14 protein-coding genes and 1 tRNA gene are annotated in these 23,656 nt (G+C 65.0%); 9 read left to right on the plus strand and 6 right to left on the minus strand.

Annotated features, from left to right (window positions below):
- Positions 1 to 3: 3 nt before the first annotated feature.
- Positions 4 to 1,215 (minus strand): toxic anion resistance protein, encoded by a 1,212-nt coding sequence (locus GTZ99_RS01345; protein WP_161716485.1) that lies wholly within the window; start codon positions 1,213 to 1,215, stop codon positions 4 to 6.
- 98 nt (positions 1,216 to 1,313) lie between these two features.
- A complete protein-coding gene (locus GTZ99_RS01350; protein WP_161716486.1) occupies positions 1,314 to 4,655 on the minus strand; it encodes a glycosyltransferase in 3,342 nt (1,113 codons plus the stop codon).
- Positions 4,656 to 4,986: 331 nt separating this feature from the next.
- Here GTZ99_RS01350 and GTZ99_RS01355 point away from each other — a divergent pair, with 331 nt between their 5' ends.
- The 4 genes from GTZ99_RS01355 (at position 4,987) to GTZ99_RS01370 (ending at position 9,578) form a co-directional block, all read left to right on the plus strand.
- On the plus strand, positions 4,987 to 5,859 hold the full coding sequence (locus GTZ99_RS01355; protein ID WP_161716487.1) for a sulfite exporter TauE/SafE family protein: 873 nt from the start codon (positions 4,987 to 4,989) through the stop codon (positions 5,857 to 5,859).
- Between the two features lie 114 nt (positions 5,860 to 5,973).
- The gene (cysD, locus tag GTZ99_RS01360; RefSeq protein WP_161716488.1) at positions 5,974 to 6,879 is read left to right on the plus strand and encodes a sulfate adenylyltransferase subunit CysD; all 906 of its coding nucleotides are present in this window, start codon (positions 5,974 to 5,976) and stop codon (positions 6,877 to 6,879) included.
- A gap of 1 nt (position 6,880) precedes the next feature.
- The gene (cysN, locus tag GTZ99_RS01365) at positions 6,881 to 8,827 is read left to right on the plus strand and encodes a sulfate adenylyltransferase subunit CysN (protein ID WP_161716489.1); all 1,947 of its coding nucleotides are present in this window, start codon (positions 6,881 to 6,883) and stop codon (positions 8,825 to 8,827) included.
- A gap of 4 nt (positions 8,828 to 8,831) precedes the next feature.
- The gene (locus tag GTZ99_RS01370; protein WP_161716490.1) at positions 8,832 to 9,578 is read left to right on the plus strand and encodes a 3'(2'),5'-bisphosphate nucleotidase CysQ; all 747 of its coding nucleotides are present in this window, start codon (positions 8,832 to 8,834) and stop codon (positions 9,576 to 9,578) included.
- A 123-nt stretch (positions 9,579 to 9,701) separates the two neighbouring features.
- Here GTZ99_RS01370 and GTZ99_RS01375 read toward each other — a convergent pair whose 3' ends face one another.
- Both GTZ99_RS01375 and GTZ99_RS01380 read right to left on the minus strand, forming a co-directional pair.
- Positions 9,702 to 10,937: a dihydroorotase gene (locus tag GTZ99_RS01375; RefSeq protein WP_161716491.1), complete on the minus strand. Its 1,236-nt coding sequence runs from the start codon at positions 10,935 to 10,937 to the stop codon at positions 9,702 to 9,704.
- Positions 10,934 to 11,989 carry an aspartate carbamoyltransferase catalytic subunit gene (locus GTZ99_RS01380; RefSeq protein WP_161716492.1) on the minus strand — a complete coding sequence of 352 codons (1,056 nt, stop codon included), beginning with the start codon at positions 11,987 to 11,989 and terminating at the stop codon, positions 10,934 to 10,936. Before GTZ99_RS01380 ends, GTZ99_RS01375 begins: the two co-directional genes overlap by 4 nt.
- A gap of 123 nt (positions 11,990 to 12,112) precedes the next feature.
- On the opposite strand from GTZ99_RS01380, the gene sppA reads away from it, so the two are divergent.
- From sppA to tig, 3 genes are all read left to right on the plus strand, one after another.
- Positions 12,113 to 14,062 carry a signal peptide peptidase SppA gene (gene sppA / locus GTZ99_RS01385; protein ID WP_161716493.1) on the plus strand — a complete coding sequence of 650 codons (1,950 nt, stop codon included), beginning with the start codon at positions 12,113 to 12,115 and terminating at the stop codon, positions 14,060 to 14,062.
- 110 nt (positions 14,063 to 14,172) lie between these two features.
- Positions 14,173 to 14,257: transfer RNA gene (locus GTZ99_RS01390), tRNA-Leu, on the plus strand.
- A gap of 58 nt (positions 14,258 to 14,315) precedes the next feature.
- On the plus strand, positions 14,316 to 15,734 hold the full coding sequence (gene tig / locus GTZ99_RS01395; protein WP_161716494.1) for a trigger factor: 1,419 nt from the start codon (positions 14,316 to 14,318) through the stop codon (positions 15,732 to 15,734).
- 98 nt (positions 15,735 to 15,832) lie between these two features.
- Here tig and GTZ99_RS01400 read toward each other — a convergent pair whose 3' ends face one another.
- Positions 15,833 to 17,152 carry an FAD-dependent oxidoreductase gene (locus GTZ99_RS01400; protein ID WP_161716495.1) on the minus strand — a complete coding sequence of 440 codons (1,320 nt, stop codon included), beginning with the start codon at positions 17,150 to 17,152 and terminating at the stop codon, positions 15,833 to 15,835.
- A gap of 220 nt (positions 17,153 to 17,372) precedes the next feature.
- Between GTZ99_RS01400 and GTZ99_RS01405 the strand changes: the two genes are divergently transcribed.
- Both GTZ99_RS01405 and lepA read left to right on the plus strand, forming a co-directional pair.
- Complete coding sequence (locus GTZ99_RS01405; protein ID WP_161716496.1) at positions 17,373 to 20,081, plus strand: EAL domain-containing protein; 2,709 nt, start codon at positions 17,373 to 17,375, stop codon at positions 20,079 to 20,081.
- Positions 20,082 to 20,225: 144 nt separating this feature from the next.
- Positions 20,226 to 22,046 (plus strand): translation elongation factor 4, encoded by a 1,821-nt coding sequence (gene lepA / locus GTZ99_RS01410; protein ID WP_161716497.1) that lies wholly within the window; start codon positions 20,226 to 20,228, stop codon positions 22,044 to 22,046.
- 96 nt (positions 22,047 to 22,142) lie between these two features.
- On the opposite strand, the gene GTZ99_RS01415 is transcribed toward lepA, so the two are convergent.
- On the minus strand, positions 22,143 to 23,135 hold the full coding sequence (locus GTZ99_RS01415) for a LacI family DNA-binding transcriptional regulator (RefSeq protein WP_161716498.1): 993 nt from the start codon (positions 23,133 to 23,135) through the stop codon (positions 22,143 to 22,145).
- Between the last annotated feature and the right edge of the window lie 521 nt (positions 23,136 to 23,656).

The following is a 23,656-nucleotide window of genomic DNA, read 5'->3' on the forward strand; positions in this document are numbered from 1 at the left end:
GGCTTACCGCTCGGCGGTCAACAGGTCGGGCGGCGTGTCGGCCAGCGCCTTGGCCGCCGTGGAGCCATCGGCACGGGCGATATAGGCGCGCGACTTCTCCACCTCGGCCGACAGGGTGTTGACCGTCTGCTTCATCGCGTCCAACGCCTTGATCTTGAACGTGTCGATGCCATCCATCGTCTCATAGATATTGGCAAAGGCGCGTTGCAGCGTCTCGAGCGGGATGGTGCTGCTGGCGGCCTGCTGGTGGATCGCGCCGGTCTGTTCCTTCAGCAATTGGCTGGTGGAATCGATGATGTTGGCGGTGGTGGTGTTCAGCGCCGTGATCTGTTGCAGCACCAGCCTTTGCCCGGCCAGCGCCTGCGATACGGTGACGGCGGTGCGCAGCGCGGCGATGGTGGTGGTGCTGGCGCGGTCCACACCCTTGATCAGTTCGACATTGCTGCGTTTGACCAGATCCAGCGCCAGATAGCCCTGAATGGTCACCGCCATCTGCGTCAACAGATCCTGCGCGCGCTGGCGGGTATAGAACAGTGCGCTTTCCCGCACAGCCTTGGCCTTGGCGGGGTCGGCAATGTCCAGCTCGGCGGCCTTGGCCTCCAGCACCGCGTCCAGCCGGCGCGAGATGTGGATCATCTGCTCCAACTGGCCCATGGCCTCCCACAGCTTGCCACGTTCAACATCGATGGCCGCGTTGTCCTTCAGCAATTCGTCCTTGCCACTGGCCAGCCGGTCCAGAATGGCGCGGATATGCCCCTGCGCGCTGACATAGCCGTCAAAATAGCGCCGCATGCCGCCGGGCACCGGGATAAAGCCCAGCAGTTTGCGCGATTTGCCCGCCTTGGCCGGGTCCAGATCCTCGATCGTGCGCCGCAGTTCGACCAGCGCGGTCGAAACGCCATCCTCCTTGTCCATGGCACGCACCGGGCGGTCCAGAAAGCGGTTGGAGAGACCAGCGGCGGCGGCAATCTCGGTCCGGCCCATGTTGGTCAACTGATCGACGCGGGCGGAAAATTCGGGCGAATGCGGCCCCTGCGCCAACAGATCGGTGACAAAGCTGTCGACCTTGGCGTCCAGTTTGGCGGTCTGCTCCGCGTTCAGCGGGACCAGCCCGGCGGCCTGCGCGGGGGCGATGGGCGCGACGGGCTGTGGCGCATCGGGCGGGGTCAGCGTGATGCGGGGCGCTGTGTCAATCTCGCCGGGCGTGGTGGCCATGGGTGGTCCGAAGCTCCTGAGGGGCGGCGCAGAAACGCGCCGCCGCGCGCAGGTGTATTACGCCACTATAGCACGTATCGCAAGAGGGCTGCGGCCCCTCAAGGGATCGCCTTGCCCTCGGGCTGGGTGCTGACGCGGCCGGTGCGCTCCAGCTTGCCCCAGCCGGTGCCCACGCCATGGATCGCCGCGCTGACCGCGCGCAGCACCACCGAATACATCAGCTGACGATAGACAAAGCGTTGCGCCAGCAGCAGGAACAGCGGGAATTTCTGCCCGCGCACGTCCAGCCGATAGGCGATCCAGCCGCACACCGCGTCGATGGACGAGAACGCCAGCCAATAGACTGTCATGCGCAGCAGGTCGGTTTCGGTCTGGGCCCAGCCGTGCTGGATGACATTGGTGATCGTGCCCAGAATCGAGATCAGCAGCGCCAGATCAATCGCGGGCGAGATGCAGGCGAACAGGATCTGGAATAGCCACGCCTGCGGAATGCCGACAAAGGCCAGACCGCTGGGCTTGCCCTTCCACATCACCTTGCGGTGCTTCCACAGGCATTGCAGCGTGCCATAGGACCAGCGGAACCGCTGTTTGGCCAGCGCGCGGAAGGTCTCGGGCGCTTCGGTCCAGGCGACCGCGTCCTCGTCATAGGCGACCTTCCACTTCTTGCGCTGGATGGCGATGGTCAGGTCCTGATCCTCGGCCAGCGTGTTTTCGGGATAGCCCCCCACATCCACCAGCGCCCGGCGGCGCCACGCGCCCACAGCCCCCGGCACCACCATGATCGCGTCCAGCCGGGTCAGCGCCTTGCGCTCGATATTCTGGGCGGTGACATATTCCACCGCCTGCCAGCGCGTGACCAGATTGACGCGGTTGCCCACCTTGGCGTTGCCGGCCACCGCGCCGATCTTGGGATCGGTGAACCAGCGCACCAGGCGGCTGATCGTCTCGCGCTCGAAATGGGTGTCGGCGTCCAGCGCGACGATGATTTCGCCAACCGCCAGTTGCAGCGCGGCGTTCAACGCGGCCGCCTTGCCGCCATTGGGCATGGTCATCAGCCGCACGCGCGGATGGTCACCGAAATGTTCGGCAACAATGGCGCTGGTGCGGTCCTTGGACCCGTCATCGGCCACGATCACATCCATGTTCGGATAGTCCGATTCCAGAATGCGGCGGACCGATGCCTCGATCACCTTCTCTTCGTTGAAGCAGGGGATGATGACGGTGACGGTGGGCTGGAAATCGGGGGAGATCGCCGGGGCGCTGCGACGGCTGGGCAGCAGCGCCAGCACCACCAGCGAGACCGAGCGGAACACGCCCAGAAAGATGGCGAAGAAGAACGTCCAGTTGACCGCCAGCACCGTCGTGCTGATCGCCCAAAAGGCAAAGACATCCGCCCGCACCACCGCCAGATCATACCCTTCGAGCGGCGGCATCACCTGATCGCGCTTCAACCCGGCCAGTTCGGCAACGGTGACGATCTTGTACCCGGCATTGCGCAGGCCCACGATGATGCCGGGCAGCGCCGCCACGGTCTGGGCGCGGTCGCCGCCGCCGTCATGCAGCAGGATGATGTTTTCGCTGCGTTGATCATTGTGCGACATCACCTGCCGCAATGTGCGGTCAACGATCGCCTGCGCGCCCGGTCGCTTCCAGTCGTCGGGGTCAACATGCAGGCCGACAACCGTATAGCCATGCGCCTGCGCGATCGAGGCGGGGACCAGTTCATCGGCGGTGGTGGGTTCTGCGTCACCAAAATAGGGCGCGCGGAACAGGCGCATGGACCGGCCGGTATAGGCCTCGACCAGCCTCTGCGTCGCGTTCAGCTCCAGCGAGATCGCCGTTTCGGTTGACAGCGCCATGTTGGGGTGGGTGTAGCTGTGATTGCCCAGCTCCATCCCCGATGCCACCATGCGTTGCAACAGCGCGCGATTGGGCAGGGCGTTTTCGCCAATGACAAAGAAGGTGGCGGGCGCCTTGTACTGCTCCAGAATGTCCAGAATGCGCGGGGTCCAGATGGGGTCTGGCCCATCGTCAAAGGTCAGCACCACCATCTTGTCGCGCGCGCCGTTGCGCCGCACCTGATAGGGCGTGGGCAGCGCGGTATATTGCATGTCGGTGATCAGGTGGGTGCGCGGGTCCTGCGTGATCTGGCGCTTGCCTTCGGTCGGCGTGGCGGCGATGTGCACCAACTCGCCTTGGCCCTGCACATCGACATTGCTCTTTTGCGCCAGAGTCGAGATGTCGGTGGTGTTGGCGCCGCGTCGCCAGTCGCGCAAGGTGGTCCAAAAGCCCGGATCCTCTGACCCCAATCGCCACAGCGCGATATTCGTCAGGCCCAATTGCTTGAGGATGCGCATCTGGTTCCAACTGGCGGCGGCATCCAGCAGCCACACATCATGCCGCTTGTCGTCCTCCAGAAACGAGAAGCCGGTGTTGCCGCTGGCCTTGTCAAACACCGGCATGGTGCTGGAATCATGGGCCGAGAGCAGCGCTTCCTCGATGGTCAGCGACTGTGCCTCCTTCTCGCCGTGCCAGTCATAGGCATAGGAGCCAAGGGCAACGATCACCTTGTCCGTCGGGATGCCGCGCGTGGCATTGGCGACCTTTTGCGCGAACCAGCCATTGGACGCGATCGGGCCGGGCGTGCCTGTCATCCAGTGCTCGTCATAGGCCATCAGGATGATCTTGTCGGCCACCTTGGCGAAATCGGCCGGCGACCAGCCTTCGCCCTGCATCATCAGCGTGACCGCCGTGATCCGCCCGTCGGCATTCAGCGCTTTTTCCGCCTCGCCGATAAAGTCGCGGTAGAGCGGCATGTCCTCGGGCTTCAAATCCTCGAAGTCGAAGATCACCCCGCCGTCGTTGTTGCGCGCCAGATAGGCGCGCAGTTCGGCAATGACGGTGCGGCGCTTTGCCGAACTGCGCAACAGGGCCGAACCGGCGGCGGCGTTGAAGGATTCATCCACGGTGTTCTGAAACACCGACATCACCAGCGGGCGGTGCAGGCTGGAATGGATGATGCGGCGCATGGGGCCGTTTTCGTTCACCGACAGATGCCCGGACGGCGTCAGCGACATCGTCGTGGGGGCGACCCAATCCAGCTGATTGATGTTGCGCGCCAGCGACAGCGCGCTGGTTTCAGACCAGGTGGGATAAAAACCGACGGTGATCGGCTTGGACTTGGGCCCCAATTGGCTGTTGCGGGGCGGGGCTTGGAACAGGCGCGTAATGGCGTGAGACAGGTTCGACACCTGCGCCCGCAGACGCAGCGGTGTGCGCCGCTCGACTTCGATCGGCAAAGGCGCGGGGGCGGGCACCGACACCACCGTCGAGGCAAATGCGATGGCCGCCACCAACAGTGCCAGCAGTCCGGCAAAAATCAGACGCCGCGTGCGCTTGCGCCGCTTGCCCGAGGGATCAAAGAAAATCGCTTTTGCCACGCAGCTATCCGCAATAGGAGCCCGCCTGCCAACCGATTGCGACCGGGTAGGCATGGGTGCGCCGCCTTATCATTGCGCAGGGGGCAAGGCCACATGCAAAGTTGTGCGGGCGGTCGGGCGTTAGGCTCGCTTTGTCGCGTTTGCCATGGCGGCATACAGAAATTCTATCCGCCCGGTAAAATCTCTATCTTGCCTATAGACTAATTCGCCCTCTAGGCGGGCGGCCAATCGTCCGGCATAGCGTCGCGCGCAACCTGCAGGAGGGGGCGCGGCGCCGGACGACAGGGGTGCAAGGGTGAGCCCACAAGGGCAGCCAGTAAAGGACACAAGAATGGCGCTGTTCCAGCATTTGGACGGATTGCATGCGATTGCCGGCTTGTTGGTCGGGCTGTTGGTGGGGCTGACGGGGGTTGGCGGCGGGTCGTTGATGACTCCGCTGCTGGTGCTGATGTTTGGCGTCAATCCGACGACGGCGGTGGGTACCGATCTGCTCTATGCCTCGGCCACCAAGATGGTGGGGTCGGGCGTCCATGGCTGGCGCGCGACGGTCGATTGGCGCATCATGCAGCGTCTGGCGCTGGGCAGCATTCCGGCCGCGCTGTTCACCCTGCTGGTGCTTTCGCGCGTGGGGCAATTGTCCAGCGCGACCCAGGGCAAGATGATGATCGGCCTGTCGGTCATGCTGGTGATCACCTCGGCCACGGTGTTCTTTCAGAAAAAGCTGATCGCTTATGGCATGCACCATCACCCCATCCGCACCGCGCAGCAGGCGGCGCTGGCCACCATTGCGCTGGGCGCGGTGATTGGTCTGGCGGTGTCGCTGACCTCGGTCGGGGCGGGGGCGATTGGCGTGACGGCGCTGTTGATGCTGTATCCCAATCAGCCCGTGGCGCGCATTGTGGGCACCGATATTGCCCATGCCGTGCCGCTGACGCTGGTGGCGGGGATGGGGCATTGGATCATCGGCGATGTCGATGGCGCGCTGCTGGCCAACCTGTTGATCGGTTCGGTGCCGGGCGTGATCGTGGGCAGCCTGATCTCCAGCCGTGCGCCTGACCGGGTGCTGCGTGTGCTGCTGGGCATGGTGCTGGCCGTTTCGGCCTGGCAGCTCTATCTCAAGGCCAGCAAGGCCGTTGCCGCCAAGGACAAGCCGGCCGCCAGTGCCGCCGCCAGCGCCGCACCGGCCACCGCCACCTCGCGTTAAGCGCTTTTCCCCCTGTGCCCCAGCCGTGGCTATGGGGGGCAAAAGCAGGATTTGTTTGCGCGGCCTGCCCCCATCGGGCAGGGCGCGCTGCATTGTAGATGTAATGGAAGACTGATGTCCAAGACCCTGACCCATCTGGAACGACTGGAAGCGGAAAGCATCCACATCATCCGCGAAGTGGTCGCCGAGGCGGAAAACCCGGTGATGCTCTATTCGGTGGGCAAGGATTCGGCCGTGATGCTGCATCTGGCGCGCAAGGCGTTCTATCCCGCCCCGCCGCCCTTCCCGCTGCTGCATGTCGACACCACGTGGAAATTCCGCGCGATGTACGAATTGCGCGACAAGATGGCCGAGCTGTCGGGCATGGACCTGCTGGTCTATCACAACCCCGAGGCCGAAGAGCGCGGCATCAACCCGTTCGACCATGGCGCGCTGCACACCGACATGTGGAAGACCGAAGGGTTGAAGCAGGCGCTGGACAAATACGGCTTTGACGCGGCCTTTGGTGGCGCGCGCCGGGACGAGGAAAAGAGCCGCGCCAAGGAGCGCATTTTCTCCTTCCGCACGGCTTCGCACGGCTGGGACCCCAAGAACCAGCGCCCGGAATTGTGGAACCTGTACAACGCCAAGAAGGCCAAGGGTGAGAGCATCCGCGTCTTTCCGATCAGCAACTGGACGGAACTGGACGTGTGGCAATATATCCACCTGAACAACATCCCCATCGTCCCGCTCTATTTCGCCGCGCCCCGCCCCACGGTCGAGCGTGACGGCATGTTGTTGATGGTCGACGACGACCGTTTTCCGCTCAAGCCCGGTGAAGAGCCGGTGATGCGCTCGATCCGGTTCCGCACGCTGGGCTGTTACCCGCTGACGGGCGCGGTCGAAAGCAGCGCCAAGACGCTGCCCGAGGTGATCCAGGAAACGCTGCTGACCACCACCAGCGAGCGGCAGGGGCGCGCCATCGACAAGGACGCTGGCGGTGCCGGCATGGAAGTGAAGAAGCAGCAGGGATATTTCTGAGATGACCGACACCACGAACGAGCCCGTGTATGTCGTCGATTCCCTGATCGCCGAGGATATCGACGCCTATCTGGACACGCATCAGCACAAGACGATGCTGCGTTTCATCACCTGCGGGTCGGTGGACGATGGCAAATCGACGCTGATCGGCCGTCTGCTGTATGATTCAAAGATGATCTTTGAAGACCAGCTGGCCGCGCTGGAGAACGATTCCAAGAAGGTCGGCACGCAGGCCGGCGGGATCGATTTCGCGCTGCTGGTCGACGGTCTGGCCGCCGAGCGCGAGCAGGGCATCACGATCGATGTCGCCTATCGCTTCTTCAACACCGAAAAGCGCAAGTTCATCGTCGCCGACACCCCCGGCCATGAACAATACACGCGCAACATGGTGACGGGCGCCTCCACCGCCGATCTGGCCGTGATCCTGATCGATGCGCGCAAGGGCGTGCTGACGCAAACCCGCCGCCATTCGTTCCTCGCCCATCTGATCGGCATCCGCAATCTGGTGCTGGCGGTGAACAAGATGGATCTGGTGGACTATAGCCAAGAACGGTTTGACCAGATCGTCGCCGATTACCGCGCCTTTGCCACCAGCATCGGGATCGAGAACTTTGTCGCCATGCCGATTTCCGGCTATATGGGCGACAATATCACCACGCTGTCGGACAACACGCCGTGGTATCGCGCGCCCGCCTATTTCGGCCGCAGCCTGATCGATCATCTCGAAACGGTAGAGGTCGACACCACCCGCGATTTGGCCCGCCCGTTCCGTATGCCGGTGCAATGGGTCAACCGCCCCAATCTGGATTTCCGCGGCTTTGCCGGGCAGGTGGCCACGGGCAGCGTGCGTCCGGGCGATGAGATCCGCGTGTTGCCCAGCGGCAAGACCAGCACGGTCGAACGCATCGTTACCCTCGATGGCGATCTGGATCAGGCGGTCGCGGGCCAGTCGGTCACGCTGACCTTTGCCGACGAGATCGACTGTTCGCGCGGCGATGTCATCGCCCTGTCCGATGCCCCGCCGCAGGTGGCCGATCAGTTCGAGGCCAGCCTTGTGTGGATGGCCGACACGGCGCTGATTCCGGGCCGCGCCTATTGGCTGAAACTGGGCAGCCAGATGGTCTCCGCCACCGTGCATGCGCCCAAATACACCATCAACGTCAACACGATGGAGCATTGCGCCGCCAAGACGCTGGAGCTGAACGCCATTGGCGTGGCCGAGGTTACCACCGACAAGCCGATCGTGTTCGAACCCTATGCCGAGAACCGGCAACTGGGCGGTTTCATCCTGATCGACAAGATCACCAACAGCACGGTTGGCGCCGGCATGCTGCATTTCAGCCTGCGCCGGGCGCAGAACGTGCATTGGCAGGCGCTGGACGTCACGCGTGAAGCCCGCGCCGAGCAAAAGCACCAGAAGAGCGCGCTGTTGTGGTTCACCGGCCTGTCGGGTTCGGGCAAATCGACCATCGCCAATCTGGTCGAAAAGAAGCTGCACGCGCTGGGCAAGCACACCTTCCTGCTGGACGGCGACAATGTGCGCCACGGGTTGAACAAGGATCTGGGCTTTACCGAGGCCGACCGCATCGAGAACATCCGCCGCGTGGGCGAGGTGGCGCGTCTGATGACGGACGCTGGCCTGATCGTCATCACCGCCTTCATCAGCCCCTTCCGCGCCGAGCGCGAGATGGTGCGTAGCCTGATGGCCGAGGGTGAGTTCAACGAGGTGTTCATCGACACGCCGCTGGACGTGGCCGAGGCGCGCGACGTCAAGGGCCTGTACAAGAAGGCGCGTTCGGGCGCTCTCAAGAACTTTACCGGCATCGACAGCCCGTATGAAGCGCCGCAAAACCCCGAAATCCACGTCGACACCACCCGCATGAGCGCCGAAGACGCCGCCGAGATGATCGTCGACCGCCTGCTGGGCCACTGGATGCCGGAGATCTGATCGCATGGCCGTTGATCTGACGCGGGACGGTGATCTGGCCGCCCATCTGGCGCAAGTTGCGGGCGATATCCTGATCGCCGTGCGTCAGGCGGGGGTGTTCACGGGCAAGGAACTGGGCAAGGCGGGGGACGCCACCGCCAACCAGTTCCTGTGCCACGCCCTGCGCAGCGCGCGGCCCGACGATGGCCTGTTGTCCGAAGAGGAAAAGGACAATGCGCAGCGTCTGAGCCAGTCACGCGTGTGGATTGTCGATCCGGTCGACGGCACGCGCGAATATGGTGAGGAGCGCGCCGATTGGGCGGTGCATGTTGGGCTGGCGGTGGATGGCGTGGCGGCGTTGGGCGCGGTGGCATTGCCCGGCGCGGATGCGGTGTACCGCAGCGATGCGCCCGTGCCCGTGCCGCCCGCGCCCCAAACCCTGCGCATGGTGGTCAGCCGCACCCGTCCCGCGCCACAGGCAGTGGCCGTGGCCGAACAACTGAACGCGCAGCTGGTGCCCATGGGCAGCGCCGGCGCCAAGGCGATGGCGATCATCCGGGGCGAGGCCGACATCTATCTGCATTCGGGCGGACAGTATGAATGGGACAGCTGCGCGCCGGTGGCCGTGGCGCTGGCGCATGGCCTGCATTGCAGCCGCATCGATGGCGCGCCGCTGGTCTATAATCAGGCCGATACCTATATGCCCGACCTGTTGATCTGCCGCCGCGAACATGCGGCGCGCGTTTTGGAACTGGTGGCCGGGCTGGCGTAACGCCGCCCGGCCTACCGAGTTTTGTGCGTTTTTCCGTTCAAGCTGGCGCGAACGGAAAAGCGACGCTCAAGCGCCGCGCGGGCTAATCGCCTTTTTCCGATACTGAACGATCGGAAAAAGGCTTTACACCACCTGCATCCCGCCCTTCCACAGGGCCAGAACGCGGCCCTGCATGGGCTGACGGTCAAACGGCGTGTTGCCCGCTTGGGCCGCCATCTTGTCCGAACTGACGATCCACGGGCGGTCGGCGTCGATCAGGGCGATGTCGGCCTGTGCGCCCACGGTCAGCACGCCCGCATCCACGCCCAGCAGCGCCGCCGGGTTGGTGGCGATCAGGCGGAAGGCGGCGGCCATGTCGATCACCCCATCGCGCACCAGATTCATCGTCAGCGGCAACAGCGTTTCAGCCCCTGCCATGCCCGGCTCGGCATCGGCAAAGGGCAGGCGCTTGTCCTCTGGTCCGCGCGGGTCGTGGCCAGAGGAAATGACGCTGATGGTGCCGTCGGCGATGGCGGCGATCACCGCCTTGCGGTCGGCCTCCTGACGCAGCGGCGGGGAAAAGCGCAGGAAAGTGCGGAAATCGGCCAGTGCCGTGTCCGACAGCATGAAATGCGCAGGCGTCACACCGGCGCTCACCGCCACGCCACGCCCTTGCGCGGCGCGGATCAGGTCCAGCGCGGCCGCCGTGGTGACCTGACGGACATGCAGCCTTGCGCCCGCCATCTCGGCCAGGGCGATGTCGCGCGCGACGGCCAGCGCCTCGGCCTGCGCCGGGGCAGAGGGCAGGCCCAGACGGGTCGCCATCTCGCTGGCGGTGGCGACCGCATTGCCGGTGATGCCACCATCCTCGGCATGGGTGACGACCACCAGATCCAGCATCGCGCAATAGCGCAACAGGCGCAGCATGATGCCCGAATCGGCAATCCAGCGCCGCCCGGTGGACACCGCCCGCGCGCCAGCGTCCCGCATCAGCGCCACTTCGGCCAGTTCGGTCCCGTCCAGCCCGCGTGTCGCGGCGGCCAGCGGGTGGACCCAGAAATCGGGCTTGCCGCTTTGCGCCGCATAGCGCACCGTCGAGGAACGATCGAGCGGCGGGTTCTGATCGGGCATCAGCGCGGCGCGAGTGATCCCGCCGAAATGAAACGCCGGCTTATCAATGGCAAAGACGCCCAGATCGACCAGACCCGGCGCGATCAATTTGCCGCCCGCATCCACCACCCGGTCGCCGTCCTGCGGCGCCACATCGCCGCCCAGCGCGACAATGCGGTCGCCCTCACAACGGATCGCGCCCGGAAACGGCGCGCCATCGGCGGCCACCAGCAAGCCGCCGGTGATCGTCAGTCCTGCCGCCTTGGTCATGCCCAGCTTCCCTTGTTGTTGGCGGGCATGTCCCAGCCCTCCAGCTTGCGCGCCTTGCGGGTCAGCACTTCCAGACAGGCCATGCGCACGGCCACGCCCATTTCCACCTGGCGGGTGATCAGGCTTTGGCCTTCGCCGTTTTTCATATGCATGTCGGCCACGTTCGAATCGATCTCGATGCCGCGGTTCATCGGGCCGGGGTGCATCACCAAAGCGCCCGGCGCGGCCAGCGCCAACCGGTCCAGCGTCAGGCCGTACAGGTGGCGGTATTCGCGTGGGGAGGGGATGAACTGACCCTGCATCCGTTCATTTTGCAGGCGCAGCATCATCACCACATCGGCGCCCTTCAGCGCCGCGTTGAAGTCGTAAAAGGGCGTGACGCGCATCTGCTCGACCTCGGCCGGCATCAGGGCGGGGGGCGCGCAGACGCGGACATTGGCGCCCAGCGCCGTCAGCGACAGGATGTTTGACCGCGCCACGCGGCTGTGCAGGATGTCGCCACAGATCACCACCGTCAGCCCGACAAAGCTCTCGCCCAGCCCCTTTTCGCGCAGGGCGTGGCGGATGGTCAGCGCGTCCAGCAGCGCCTGCGTGGGATGCTCGTGCTGGCCATCGCCCGCGTTCAGCACGGGGCAATCCACCTTTTCCGAGATCAGCCGCACCGCGCCCGAACTGGCGTGGCGGATGACGATCGCGTCCGCCCGCATCGCGTTCAGCGTCATGGCGGTGTCGATCAGCGTCTCGCCCTTTTTCACGCTGCTGGTGGCGGCCTGCATGTTGACCACATCGGCCCCCAGCCGCTTGCCCGCGATCTCGAAGGACAGCAGCGTGCGGGTGGAGTTCTCGAAAAAGGCGTTGATGATCGTCAGGCCGTGCAGATGGTCAACGCGCTTGGTTGGCTGACGGTTCAGCTCGACCCATTGCTCGGCCTCGGCCAGCAGGAACAGGATCTCGTGCGGGGCAAGGCCGGCAATGCCCAGCAAGCCCCGGTGCGGAAAAGCGGCGGCGCCCAAAGGAAACGGGCCCGCGCTGGTGTTGTGTGGCGATGTCATCAAGGTCTGGCCCATACGCCCCGGTGGGCAGATGCTCAAGCCCACTTTGCGGGCTAATCCACTTGTGTTTTAAGGGGCGCGACGGGCGCTCCGATGGCGGGGTGCATGGACAGGGACAAACCCATGGATTTCGCGCGCAAGGTATGGCGCTGGCTGGTCGCGATCAAGGACGGGCTGGTCCTGTTGGCGATGCTGCTGTTTTTCGGCGCTTTGTACGGCGTGCTGACAATGCGCCCGGCCGAACCAAGGGTGCGCGAGGGGGCCTTGCTGATCCGCATGGACGGCGTGGTGGTCGAGGAGCCGCATGACACCGACCCTTTGGCGGCGCTCAAATCGGGCGACAATCCCAAGGAAATCGCCCAGCGTGACTTGCTGCGCGCCATTCGCGGCGCGGCCACCGACGCCAAGGTCAAGGCCTTGGTGCTGGACCTGAGCAAGTTTGAAGGCGGCGGTCTGGTCCACATGACCGAGATCGGCGCGGCGATGGACAGCTTCCGCGCGACGAAAAAGCCGATACTGCTGTTTGGCACGATGATGGGGGACGATGGCATCCAACTGGCCGCCCATGCGACGCAGGCGTGGGTCGATCCGCTGGGCGGGGCGGTGCTGCAGGGGCCGGGGGGCATGCGGCTCTATTACGCCGGGCTGCTGGACCGGCTGAAGGTCAATGCCCATATCTATCGCGTTGGCACCTACAAGGACGCGATCGAGCCGTTCCTGCGCGATGGCATGTCCGACCCCAGCCGCGAGGCGCGCAAGGCCTTGTATGACGCCACCTTTGGTCAATGGCGCGCCGATGTGGCCACGGCGCGCCCGCGCGCCAATATCGACATGGTGGTGCGCGATCCGGTGGGCTGGTTCAAGGCATCGGGCGGCGATGCGGCCAAGGCGGCACTGGCCGCCGGGCTGATCGACCGCATCGGCACGCGGGCCGAATTTGGCGCGCATGTGGCCAGCATCGTGGGCGGGGGCGACGATGCCAAACAGCGCCCCGGCAGCTTTGCCCATACCTCGCTGGCGGCGTGGTTAAAGGCGAACCCGGAAAAGACGCCGGGCCGTGCCATTGGCGTGGTGACCATCGCGGGGGGCATTGTTGACGGCAGCGAAGGCCCCGGTGAGGCCGGAGGCGCGCGCATCGCCCGGTTGATCGACCGCGCGGCGGACAAGGATCTGGCCGCGCTGGTTGTACGGGTGGATTCGCCCGGCGGCTCGGTCAATGGGTCCGAGGCGATCCGCGTCGCGATCGAGCGGCACAAGAAAAAGGGCCTGCCGATCATTGTTTCGATGGGCAATGTCGCGGCCAGCGGCGGCTATTGGGTGTCGACGCCCGCCACGCGCATCTTTGCCCAGCCGGGCACGGTGACCGGCTCGATCGGCATTTTTGCGGTGATCCCCAGCTTTGAACGGGTGCTGGCCGCCTATGGCGTCAAGGGCGACGGGGTGCGGTCCACCGCGCTGTCGGGCCAGCCCGATGTGCTGACCGGCCTTTCGCCAGAGGTCGAGGGGATGCTGCAGGCCAATATCGAATCGGGCTATGGCCGGTTTCTGGGGCTGGTGGCTGCCGCCCGCCACAAAACCCCGCAAGAGATCGACGCCATCGCCCAAGGCCGCGTGTGGGACGGATTGACCGCCCAGCGCATCGGTCTGGTGGACGAGATCGGCGGGCTGGACGCGGCGCTGAACGCGGCGGCCAAGGCGGCCCGGCTGAAGGATGGCGAATGGCACGCGCTGTATCTGGGCGAAAATGCGGGCGGCCTGTCGGGGCTGTTCAAACGGCTGGGCGGGGACGAGGACGAGGACGCGGGTGAAGACGGCGCCGACGCGCGCATTAGCGGCGATTGGGCCGGGGCGATCGCGTATCAGCAACAACAATCGCTGGCCCGCGTGGCGCGCGATGTGCAATCGCTGTTCGCGGTGCAGGGCGCGCAGGCGACCTGTCTGGACTGCGCCGGATATGCCGATCTGGCGCCGCGTGCCGGGGCTGTGGACGGCGCTTTGCCGGGCTGGTGGGCGCGGATGTGGCTGATGCTGGCGGGCGGGCAGGGGGCGGCTGCGGCCCCCTCCATACGCTGAAACGCGGTGTTTCGGGTGGGGTGGCGCGGATTTCTGCCTCGGGGCGCTTGCCCTTTTGGCCATAGCACTCTAAGGGCCACCCCCTGAATTTCTGTAGCTTCGACGCATACGCGGGCGTGGCGGAACTGGTAGACGCGCTGGATTTAGGTTCCAGTATCGCAAGATGTGGGGGTTCGATTCCCTTCGCCCGCACCAGTCTCCGCCATTGGGCCCCGGCGCGGCGCGGCGGCGAATTGGGAAGGTTTTCAATACCATGCAGATTGTCGAAACCACGAACGAGGGTCTGAAGCGCGCCTATACGGTGACGATCCCCGCCTCTGTGATCGCCGAGAAGGTCGAGAGCGAGGTGACCAAGATCGCTCCGCAGGTCCAGCTGCCCGGCTTCCGCCCCGGCAAGGTCCCGGCGAATCTGGTCAAGAAGCGCTTTGGCGCGCAGATCCACCAGGACGCGCTGTCGGGCTCGATCCGCGAGGCCATGGACAAGCTGGTCGCCGATCAGCAGATCCGCCCCGCCACCCAGCCCGAAGTGAGCCTGGGCGAGGGTTATGCCGAGGGTTCGGACGCTGTCCTGACCATCGCTTTGGAAGTGTTGCCGGTGATCACCGCGCCCGACCTGACCGGTCTCAAGCTGGACAAGCTGACCGTGCCGGTGGCCGATGCCGAAGTGGACGAAGCGGTCGCCCGCATCGCCTCGAACGCCAAGCGTTTTGTCGACGCCGAGGAAGGCCGCGAGGCCCAGAACGGCGACCAGCTGACCATCGACTTCCTGGGCAAGCTGGACGGCGAGCCGTTTGACGGCGGCGCGGCCGAAGGTCAGGCGCTGGAAATCGGCGCCAACCGCTTCATCCCCGGCTTTGAAGAGCAGCTGGTCGGCGCCAAGGCTGGCGAGACCCGCGTCATCACCGTGACTTTCCCGGCCGAATATCCCGCCGCCAATCTGGCTGGCAAGGAAGCCACCTTTGACATCACCGTCCACGCCGTGAAGGTCGCGGGCGAAACCGTCATCGACGACGAATTCGCCAAGTCGCTGGGCCTGACTGATCTGGAGCAGCTCAAGGGCCTGCTGCGCGGTCAGCTGGAGCAGGAAACGGCTGGCCAGACCCGCACCCAGATGAAGCGCCAGTTGCTGGACGTTCTGGCCGAAGGTCATGACTTTGACGTGCCCCCCAGCATGGTCGAAGCCGAATTCGCCCAGATCTGGCAGCAGCTGACCCAGGAAGCCTCGCGCGAGGAAAACCCCGAGGAAGCTCTGGCCGAGATCGAGGCCGAGAAGGACGACTATCGCGCCATCGCCGTGCGCCGCGTCCGTCTGGGCCTGCTGCTGAGCGAGATCGGTCAGCAGAACGGGGTGGAAATCACCGCGCAGGAAATGCAGATGCTGGTGGCGCAGGCCGCCCAGCTGCGCGCCCCTCTGTACGAGGAAAAGGTCGTCGACTTCCTGTTTGACAAGGCCGAAGTCACCGAAAAGGAAGTGACCAAGGAAGAGCTGCAGGCCGCGATCGAAGCCGAGGACACCAGCGCCAAGGCTGACGCCGCCGAAGCCGCGCCCAAGAAGAAGGCCGCGCCCAAGAAGAAGGCTGAAGCCGCCGAGGGCGAGGAAGCCGCTGAGGCCGCTCCCAAGAAGAAGGCTCCGGCCAAGAAGAAGGCCGCCGAGGAACCCGCCGCCGAGTAATCGCGCGCGGCTCTGGCCACAGGATCAGGCCCGGCTTCCCATGTGGGTGGCCGGGCCTTTCCTATTTGCGCGTCATACTTTGCGGGCGGGGCCGCGTGTCATTCCTTGCCCGCGGCCCCGCGCATCGCGCCCACATCCACGAATTTCTCACGCGGGGCGCCATCGCGGGCGCGGGCCACCTCGGCCTCGTCGATTTTTTGCCAGTCGCGGAACGTCACGAAATCCAGCCCGCGCGATGCGGCCAATGCCTCGAACCCGGCGCGGCCCGGCTTGCCGCTGCCCGCCGACAACACGCCCGCCTCGACATCTTCGGCAATGCGGTCGATGATGGCAAAGCCGTCGGGCCGGTTGGTGCCGATCGTCCCTGATGGCCCCCGCCGCGCCCAGCCGACGCAATACATCCCCGGCGCGACCCGCCCATCGACATTGGCAAAACGCCCGGCGCGCGTGTCATAGGGCACCCCCGCGATGGGCGTGGTCTGATAGCCAATGCACGAGACCACCAGCGCGGCCGCGATCTCATAGGTTTCGCCCGTGGCGATGGCATTGCCGTCCGCGTCCAGCCTTGTGCGCTCCACAGTCACGGAGGCCACCTGCCCATCGCCGTTCAGCGCGCGCGGCGCGGCAAAGAAATCGAACGTGATTGGGAAATCCCGCGCCCCGCCCGCCTCTGCGGCAAAGCCGCGCAACAGCGCGACCGATTTGCGCAACCCCGGCTCCAGCCCGGCGTCCTGTGCCGGGTCGGGCAGGTCGGCGACATCGACCACCGGCCCACCCCGCGCCAGATGGGCCAGCTCGCCCAGCTCCTTGGGCGTCATGGCGATCTGATGCGGCCCGCGCCGCCCCAATATCGTCACCCCGCTGATGCCCGAAGCCTTCAGCGCGTCCAGCGCATGGGCCACGATGTCCGATCCGCCAAATTCGTCGGGCGTTTTGGCCAGAATGCGCGCCACATCCAGCGCCACATTGCCATTGCCGATCACCACGGCATGGCCACCCGACAGATCCGGGTTCAGCGCCGCATATTGCGGATGGCCGTTGTACCACCCGACAAAGCCCGCGCTGCCAAAGACATTGCCCAGATCCGCCCCCGGCAGCGCCAAGGGCCGGTCGGCCGGCGCGCCTGTGGCCAGCACCACCGCGTCATACAGCCCCTGCAATTCGGCGACCGCGACATCATGCCCCACCGCCACATGGCCGATAAAGCGCACATTGTCGGTCAGGGCCACGGCCTCATAGCGGCGGGCGACACCTTTGATCGATTGGTGATCGGGGGCAACGCCGGTGCGAATCAGGCCGTAGGGCACGGGCAGGCGATCAAAGATGTCCACCCGCACCGCATCGCCCCAGCGCTTTTGCGCGGCCTCGGCGGTGTAATAGCCCGCCGGTCCCGAACCGATCACCGCGATATGCAGCATCACCCATTTCTCCCGCATGGATGGCCGGCAGCCGTCACCGGCCCTGATATGTTGCCGTAACCGGCCCTTTTGGTCAGAACATACCTGTTTTCTCCCGCTGGCAAGCATATTTGCGTCCGTTCGGCGCATTGACATGGCTGACAATTAACCCAATTTCAAACAGCCCTCTGGCATTATCCCGGTGTCCATTTTTTATACGTGCGAAACGGGCTTAGTGTTCATGGCAAGACGGGGCAGTACGGCCCAGGGCGCGCAGGCTCTGGACGGAGCGACAGGTGTGGTGGTCGAGCGTCGCAAGGACAGCTCGCCCGTGCCGCTGCCCGGCGTGGATATCGCGCGGCTGCGGCGGCGCTCGGATGCCGATTCCCGCATGGCCGAACCCTATCCGGGCTATTTCTTCATCTCCGAAGGCTGGGCGATGACCTCGCCCGCGATGGGCATGGCGATTGCCCTGCTGGCGCTGAACGAGATGCACCTGCCCGGCGTGATGGCCACCGCGCTGTTGGCGTTGGCGATCACGGTCTCGGCCTGTGGCCCGCTGTTTGTGCGGTTCGAGCGCTCGTCCAAGCGGTCGGCGGCGATGCGGTACATGGCGCTGGTGGCTGGTGTGGCGCTGCCGATGGTGCTGTTTGGCGCGGGGCTGGTGGTGTGGCAGGCCAACCGCGAGGTGCTCGATTCGCTGGAACTGGCCGGGCAATTGCTGGTGGTCGGGCTGGTGGCTTCGGTAGCGCTGTCGGGGCGGATGCTCTCGCTGGTGCTGGCCACGGTTGCGCTGTGGAGCGTGCCGGTGCTGTGTTCCGGGTCGGCCGGGGCGGTGATCACGCTGTTCTTTGGCGGGGTGGTGGGGGCAATCGCCACCATCCATCAGGCCCGTCTGGACCGTGCGGCGCAGGCCGAGCTGCGTGAAAAGCGGCGCAAGCAATTGCGCGCAGAGGAATTCCTGGCCGACTTCGAACTGGCTGGTCTGGGCTGGTTCTGGGAAACCGACCGGCAGGGCCTGCTGACCTATGTCTCGCCGCATATTTACAAGCAATTGAACCGCGAGGCCGACAGCCTGCAGGGCCGCCCCCTGACCGATCTGTTCGTGCTGGACGGCAATGGCTGCGCCGAGGGTGAGCGCACGCTGCAATTCCACCTGACGGCGCGATCGCCGTTTCAGGACGTGGCGGTGCGCGCCGCCACCCAGGTCGAGGAGCGCTGGTGGTCGGTCACCGGGCGCCCGGCCTATGATGCGTTCAACAATTTCCTGGGCTTTCGCGGTGCGGGCAGCGACCTGACCGAACAGCGCCGCAGCGAGCAGCATGCCACGCGCCTTGCTCATTTCGATTCGCTGACCGGGCTGGCCAACCGGTTCCAGATGAGCCAGTCGCTGGAAAAGATCCTGACCGCGCCCAAGATCGACCACCGCGATTGCGCCGTGTTCCTGCTGGATCTGGACCGGTTCAAGCATGTGAACGACACCATGGGCCACCCGGCCGGGGACGCATTGTTGAAACAGGTGGCCAACCGGTTGCAGAACACCGTGGGCGACATGGGCCGCGTTGGCCGTCTGGGCGGGGACGAGTTTCAGGTGATCCTGCCCGGCCGCATCGCGCGCGAACAACTGGCCGCGCTGGCCGACCGGATCATTGGCAACCTGTCGCAGCCCTATTCGATTGATGACAAACGCGTGGTGATCGGCGCGAGCGTGGGCATCGCCCTGTCGCCCGACGATGGCATGACCAGCGAGGATGTCATCCGCAACGCCGATCTGGCTCTGTATGCGGCCAAGGATCGCGGGCGCGGCTGCCACCACTTCTATGCCGAGGACCTGCATTCGGACGCCGAGGAGCGCCGCCAGCTGGAGCATGACCTGCGCGAGGCGTTGAGCCATGGCGGGCTGGAGCTGCATTATCAGCCGGTGGTGCACACCGGCACCGAAAAGATCACCGGTTTCGAGGCGCTGTTGCGCTGGAATCACCCGCGTCTGGGCCGACTGTCTCCGGCCAAATTCGTGCCGATTGCCGAGGATTGCGGCCTGATCGCGCCCATCGGCGAATGGGCGTTGCGCACCGCCTGTCACGACCTGTCGCGCTGGCCCGAGAGCGTGCGCGTGGCGGTCAATGTCTCGCCGCTGCAATTTGCCAACCCGTCGCTGCCCGGCATCGTCACCAACGCGCTGGCCGCGGCCCAGGTGGATCCGGCGCGGCTGGAGCTGGAAATCACCGAAAGCGTGTTCCTGAACGACAGCGCCGACACCGACGCGATGTTCACCGCGCTGAAACGCATTGGCGTGCGTCTGGCGCTGGATGATTTCGGCACGGGCTATTCCTCGCTCGGCTATCTGCAAAAGGCGCCCTTCGACAAGATCAAGATCGATCAGGGCTTTGTGCGCGGCGCGACCATGGCAGGCAACCGCAACAGCGCGATCATCGCGGCCATCGTCAGTCTGGCCGATGCGCTGGGCATGGAAACCACTGCCGAGGGCGTCGAGACGCTGGACGAGCTGGAACTGGTCCGGGCGCTGGGTTGCAGCCATGTGCAGGGCTATATCTATGCCAAGCCGCTGACCCGGCTGGAGGCGGACGAACGCACGGCGGGCGATCTGCGCATGGTGGCCAGCGGCCCGCGCGCCGCGCGCCCGGTGCGCCGCAGCATGCTGCGCAAGGTCAATCTGGAATCGGATGGCGAACGCTATCCGGTGACGATCCGCAACATCTCGTCCACGGGCGCGATGTTCGAAGGCTTGCTGGATGTGCCCATCGGGCTGGAAGCCAATCTGGAAATGTCAGAGGACATGGTGGTGCAGGTGGTTGTGCGGTGGAGCAAATATGGCCGCACGGGTGTCGCCTTTCTGGAGCCGATGGCCTTTGACGAAAGCGGGACGATCGTGCCTCAGCGCGTGCTGGACCGCAACGCCCCGGCCGAGGCCAAACGGCGCGCGGTCTGACGCGCGGCGTGGGGCCGGTATTGGCCGCCGGCGTGCAGCCTGCATTGGACAGCAGGGCCAACGGCTGCTAACGGGGCAGGCTTGCGCGGGCGGCCATCCGGCCTGTCCCTTTCCCGCGCGCAGAGTGATAGCCAAAGCCGCCCGATGACCGAACAGTCCAAGATCCGCAATTTCTCCATCATCGCCCACATCGACCACGGCAAAAGCACGCTGGCCGATCGCCTGATCCAGTACACCGGCGGCCTGACCGAGCGCGAGATGAGCGCGCAGGTGCTGGACAACATGGACATCGAGAAAGAGCGCGGGATCACCATCAAGGCTCAGACCGTCCGCCTGCATTACAAGGCCAAGGACGGTGAGACCTATGAGTTGAACCTGATGGACACGCCCGGCCACGTCGACTTTGCCTATGAGGTGTCGCGGTCATTGGCGGCGTGCGAGGGCGCGCTGCTGGTGGTGGACGCGGCGCAGGGCGTTGAGGCGCAGACGCTGGCCAACGTCTATCAGTCGATCGAGCATGACCACGAGATCGTGCCGGTGATCAACAAGATCGACCTGCCCGCCGCCGAGCCGGAAAAGGTCAAGGCCGAGATCGAGGAAGTGATCGGTCTGGACGCGTCCGAGGCGGTGCTGGCCAGCGCCAAGAGCGGCATCGGCATCGAGGAAATTCTGGACGCCGTGGTTGCCAAGATCCCCGCGCCCAAGGGGGAGCGCAACGCGCCCCTCAAGGCGATGCTGGTGGATTCATGGTACGACCCCTATCTGGGCGTTGTCATTCTGGTGCGCGTCATCGATGGCGTCATCAAAAAGGGCCTGAACGTCAAGTTCATGGCCGGCGGCACCGAGCATCTGGTCGACCGCGTGGGCTGTTTCACGCCCAAGCGCGAGGAACTGGCCGAGCTGGGGCCGGGCGAGATCGGTTTCATCACGGCCCAGATCAAGGAGGTCGAGACCGCCAAGGTGGGTGACACGATCACCACCGTGAAGGCCGGCGCGACCGAGGCTTTGCCGGGGTACAAGGAAGTGCAGCCGGTGGTGTTCTGCGGGCTGTTCCCGGTGGACGCGGCCGATTTTGAAAAGCTGCGCGAGAGCATCGCCAAGCTGCGGTTGAACGATGCGTCCTTCAGCTTTGAAATGGAAACGTCCGCCGCGCTGGGCTTTGGCTTCCGCTGCGGTTTTCTGGGCCTGCTGCATCTGGAAATCATCCAGGAGCGCCTGAGCCGCGAATATGATCTGGACCTGATCACCACCGCGCCCAGCGTGGTCTATCGCATCCAGCTGCGCGCCAGCCGGACCGAGGAAGAGGGCGAGATCTATCTGCACAATCCCGCCGATTACCCCGATCCCAGCCGCATCGAGCAGATCGACGAGCCGTGGATCAAGGCCACCATCTATACCCCCGACGAATATCTGGGCTCCATCCTGAAGCTGTGTCAGGACCGCCGTGGTATCCAGACCGGCCTGACCTATGTCGGTGGCCGCGCGCAGGTGAATTACGAATTGCCGCTGAACGAGGTGGTGTTCGATTTCTATGACCGGTTGAAGTCGATCAGCCGTGGCTATGCCAGCTTTGACTATGAACAGATCGGCCTGCGTGAGGGTGATCTGGTCAAGATGGGCATTCTGGTCAACAACGAGCCGGTCGACGCGCTGAGCATGATCGTCCACCGTGGCGTGGCCGAGGATCGCGGCCGCCACATGTGCGAGCGGTTGAAGGACCTGATCCCGCGCCACCTGTTCAAGATCCCCATTCAGGCGGCCATCGGTGGCAAGGTGATCGCGCGTGAAACCATCGCCGCCATGCGCAAGGACGTGACCGCCAAATGTTACGGCGGCGACATCACGCGCAAGAAGAAGCTGCTGGAAAAGCAGAAGAAGGGTAAGGCCCGGATGCGCGAATATGGCAGCGTCCAGATCCCGCAGGAGGCCTTCATCGCCGCGCTGCGCATGGGGGACGAGGGCTGAACACCCCGCCGGCAATTGGCCAAACGACATGGGCCACACAAAAGGGCGCGTCCTTGCCGGGCGCGCCCTTTTTGCATCATGGCCGACCCCGGCGTTTTAGAACCCGTAGGGGTCTTCGCTGGGCTGACGGTCGCCGGTGGTTGATCCGCGCGCGATCACTTCACGCCGGTTGGGCAGGGGGGCGCATTCGCCGGTGATCGCCAGTTGCGCCGCCGCCCGCGCGATGTCGGTCAGGGGGAAACTGATCGAGGTGATCGGCGGAAAACAGGCCCGCGCCACGGGCGAATCGTCATATCCGGCAATCGCCACATCCTCTGGCACGCGAAAGCCCAGCCGCTGTGCCTGTGCCTGCGCGCCGGTGGCCATCGTGTCGCTGGTGGCAAAGACCGCCGTGGGCCGTTCCGACAGCGCCATCAGCCGGGTGATCGCCTCTCCGCCCGACTGGTAGGAATAGTCGCCATAGACGACCAGATCAGGATCGACGGCAATGCCCGCCTCGGTCAGGGCCTCGATATAGCCCTGATAACGCTCGCGCGCGGTGCGGTTGACCGGCGGCATGGCGATCAGCCCGATGCGGCGATGGCCCAGGCCGATCAGATGGCGCGTCATGTCCGCCGCCCCCGGCGCGTCGGGGATGTGCAGCACCGTGCCATAGGACTCATCGCTGCCCGACAGGCGCACCAGCGGGATGCCCTCGGCCTCGAACCGGGTCAACAGGTCGGGATCATCGGCATAGCGCGGCGAGAGGATGATCGCGTCGGGCCGGAAGGCGAAATGCGTCTTGCGGGCAAAGGCGTCCATCTTGTCGCCATTCTCGACCGCTTCGGTGATCAGCTGGAACCCCATCTCGCGGCAGACCACCGACAGGGTGGAGATCAGCCGGGGCAAATAGCCCACCCCCGCGCGCGGCACGATCAGCCCGATGATATAGGATCGCTGGCTGGCCAATTGGCGCGCGGCCATGCTGGGGGCATAGTTCAGGTCGGCGATCGCCTGCTCCACCCGCGCGCGCAGATAGGATCGCACCGTCTGTTGATTGTTCAACACGCGAGAGGCGGTCTTGACCGAAACGCCTGCCGCTTTTGCCACGTCCCTGATGGTTGCCACTGAATGCCCCGGATCGTTCTGGATGTGCCGGGAACCGTAGGTCCGGCCCGGTCACGCGCCTGTGGCATGGGGCCTTGCGGAGGTTGGGCCGCAAGCGCTGGCCATGACGAGGCGATTGGCTGCTATGCCCCGCCTTTGCGCGCGCAACCGCGGTTTTGCAAGCTTTGCTCGCGCTGCGAACAGCCGATGGCCGCCAGGCGGACAGGGGGTGGCGAGGGCGCTGGCGGAGCGGCGCGCAAAAACTTCGCCTCTGTTGCGCAACTGCCACAATGTGTCTGGCTGCGCGGTGTTGCCGCCGCAGGGGGCGGTGTGTGGGTTTGTGGCGGTGTTGCGACATTTTGATCGAATATGTCAAATTCATGCAACATTATGAAATTTTTGCCTGCACCGAACGAGATGACATCAATGTAAATTTCATGACTTTTTCATTCCAGAAATTGGCCGCAGATCGCTGCTGCGATGCGATGTGATGCGATCGTTTTGCCAAGGACGCCCTTGCTGCT

Origin of the sequence: Novosphingobium ovatum, from assembly GCF_009909235.1 — a bacterium.
GTDB classification, from domain to species: Bacteria; Pseudomonadota; Alphaproteobacteria; order Sphingomonadales; family Sphingomonadaceae; genus Novosphingobium; species Novosphingobium ovatum.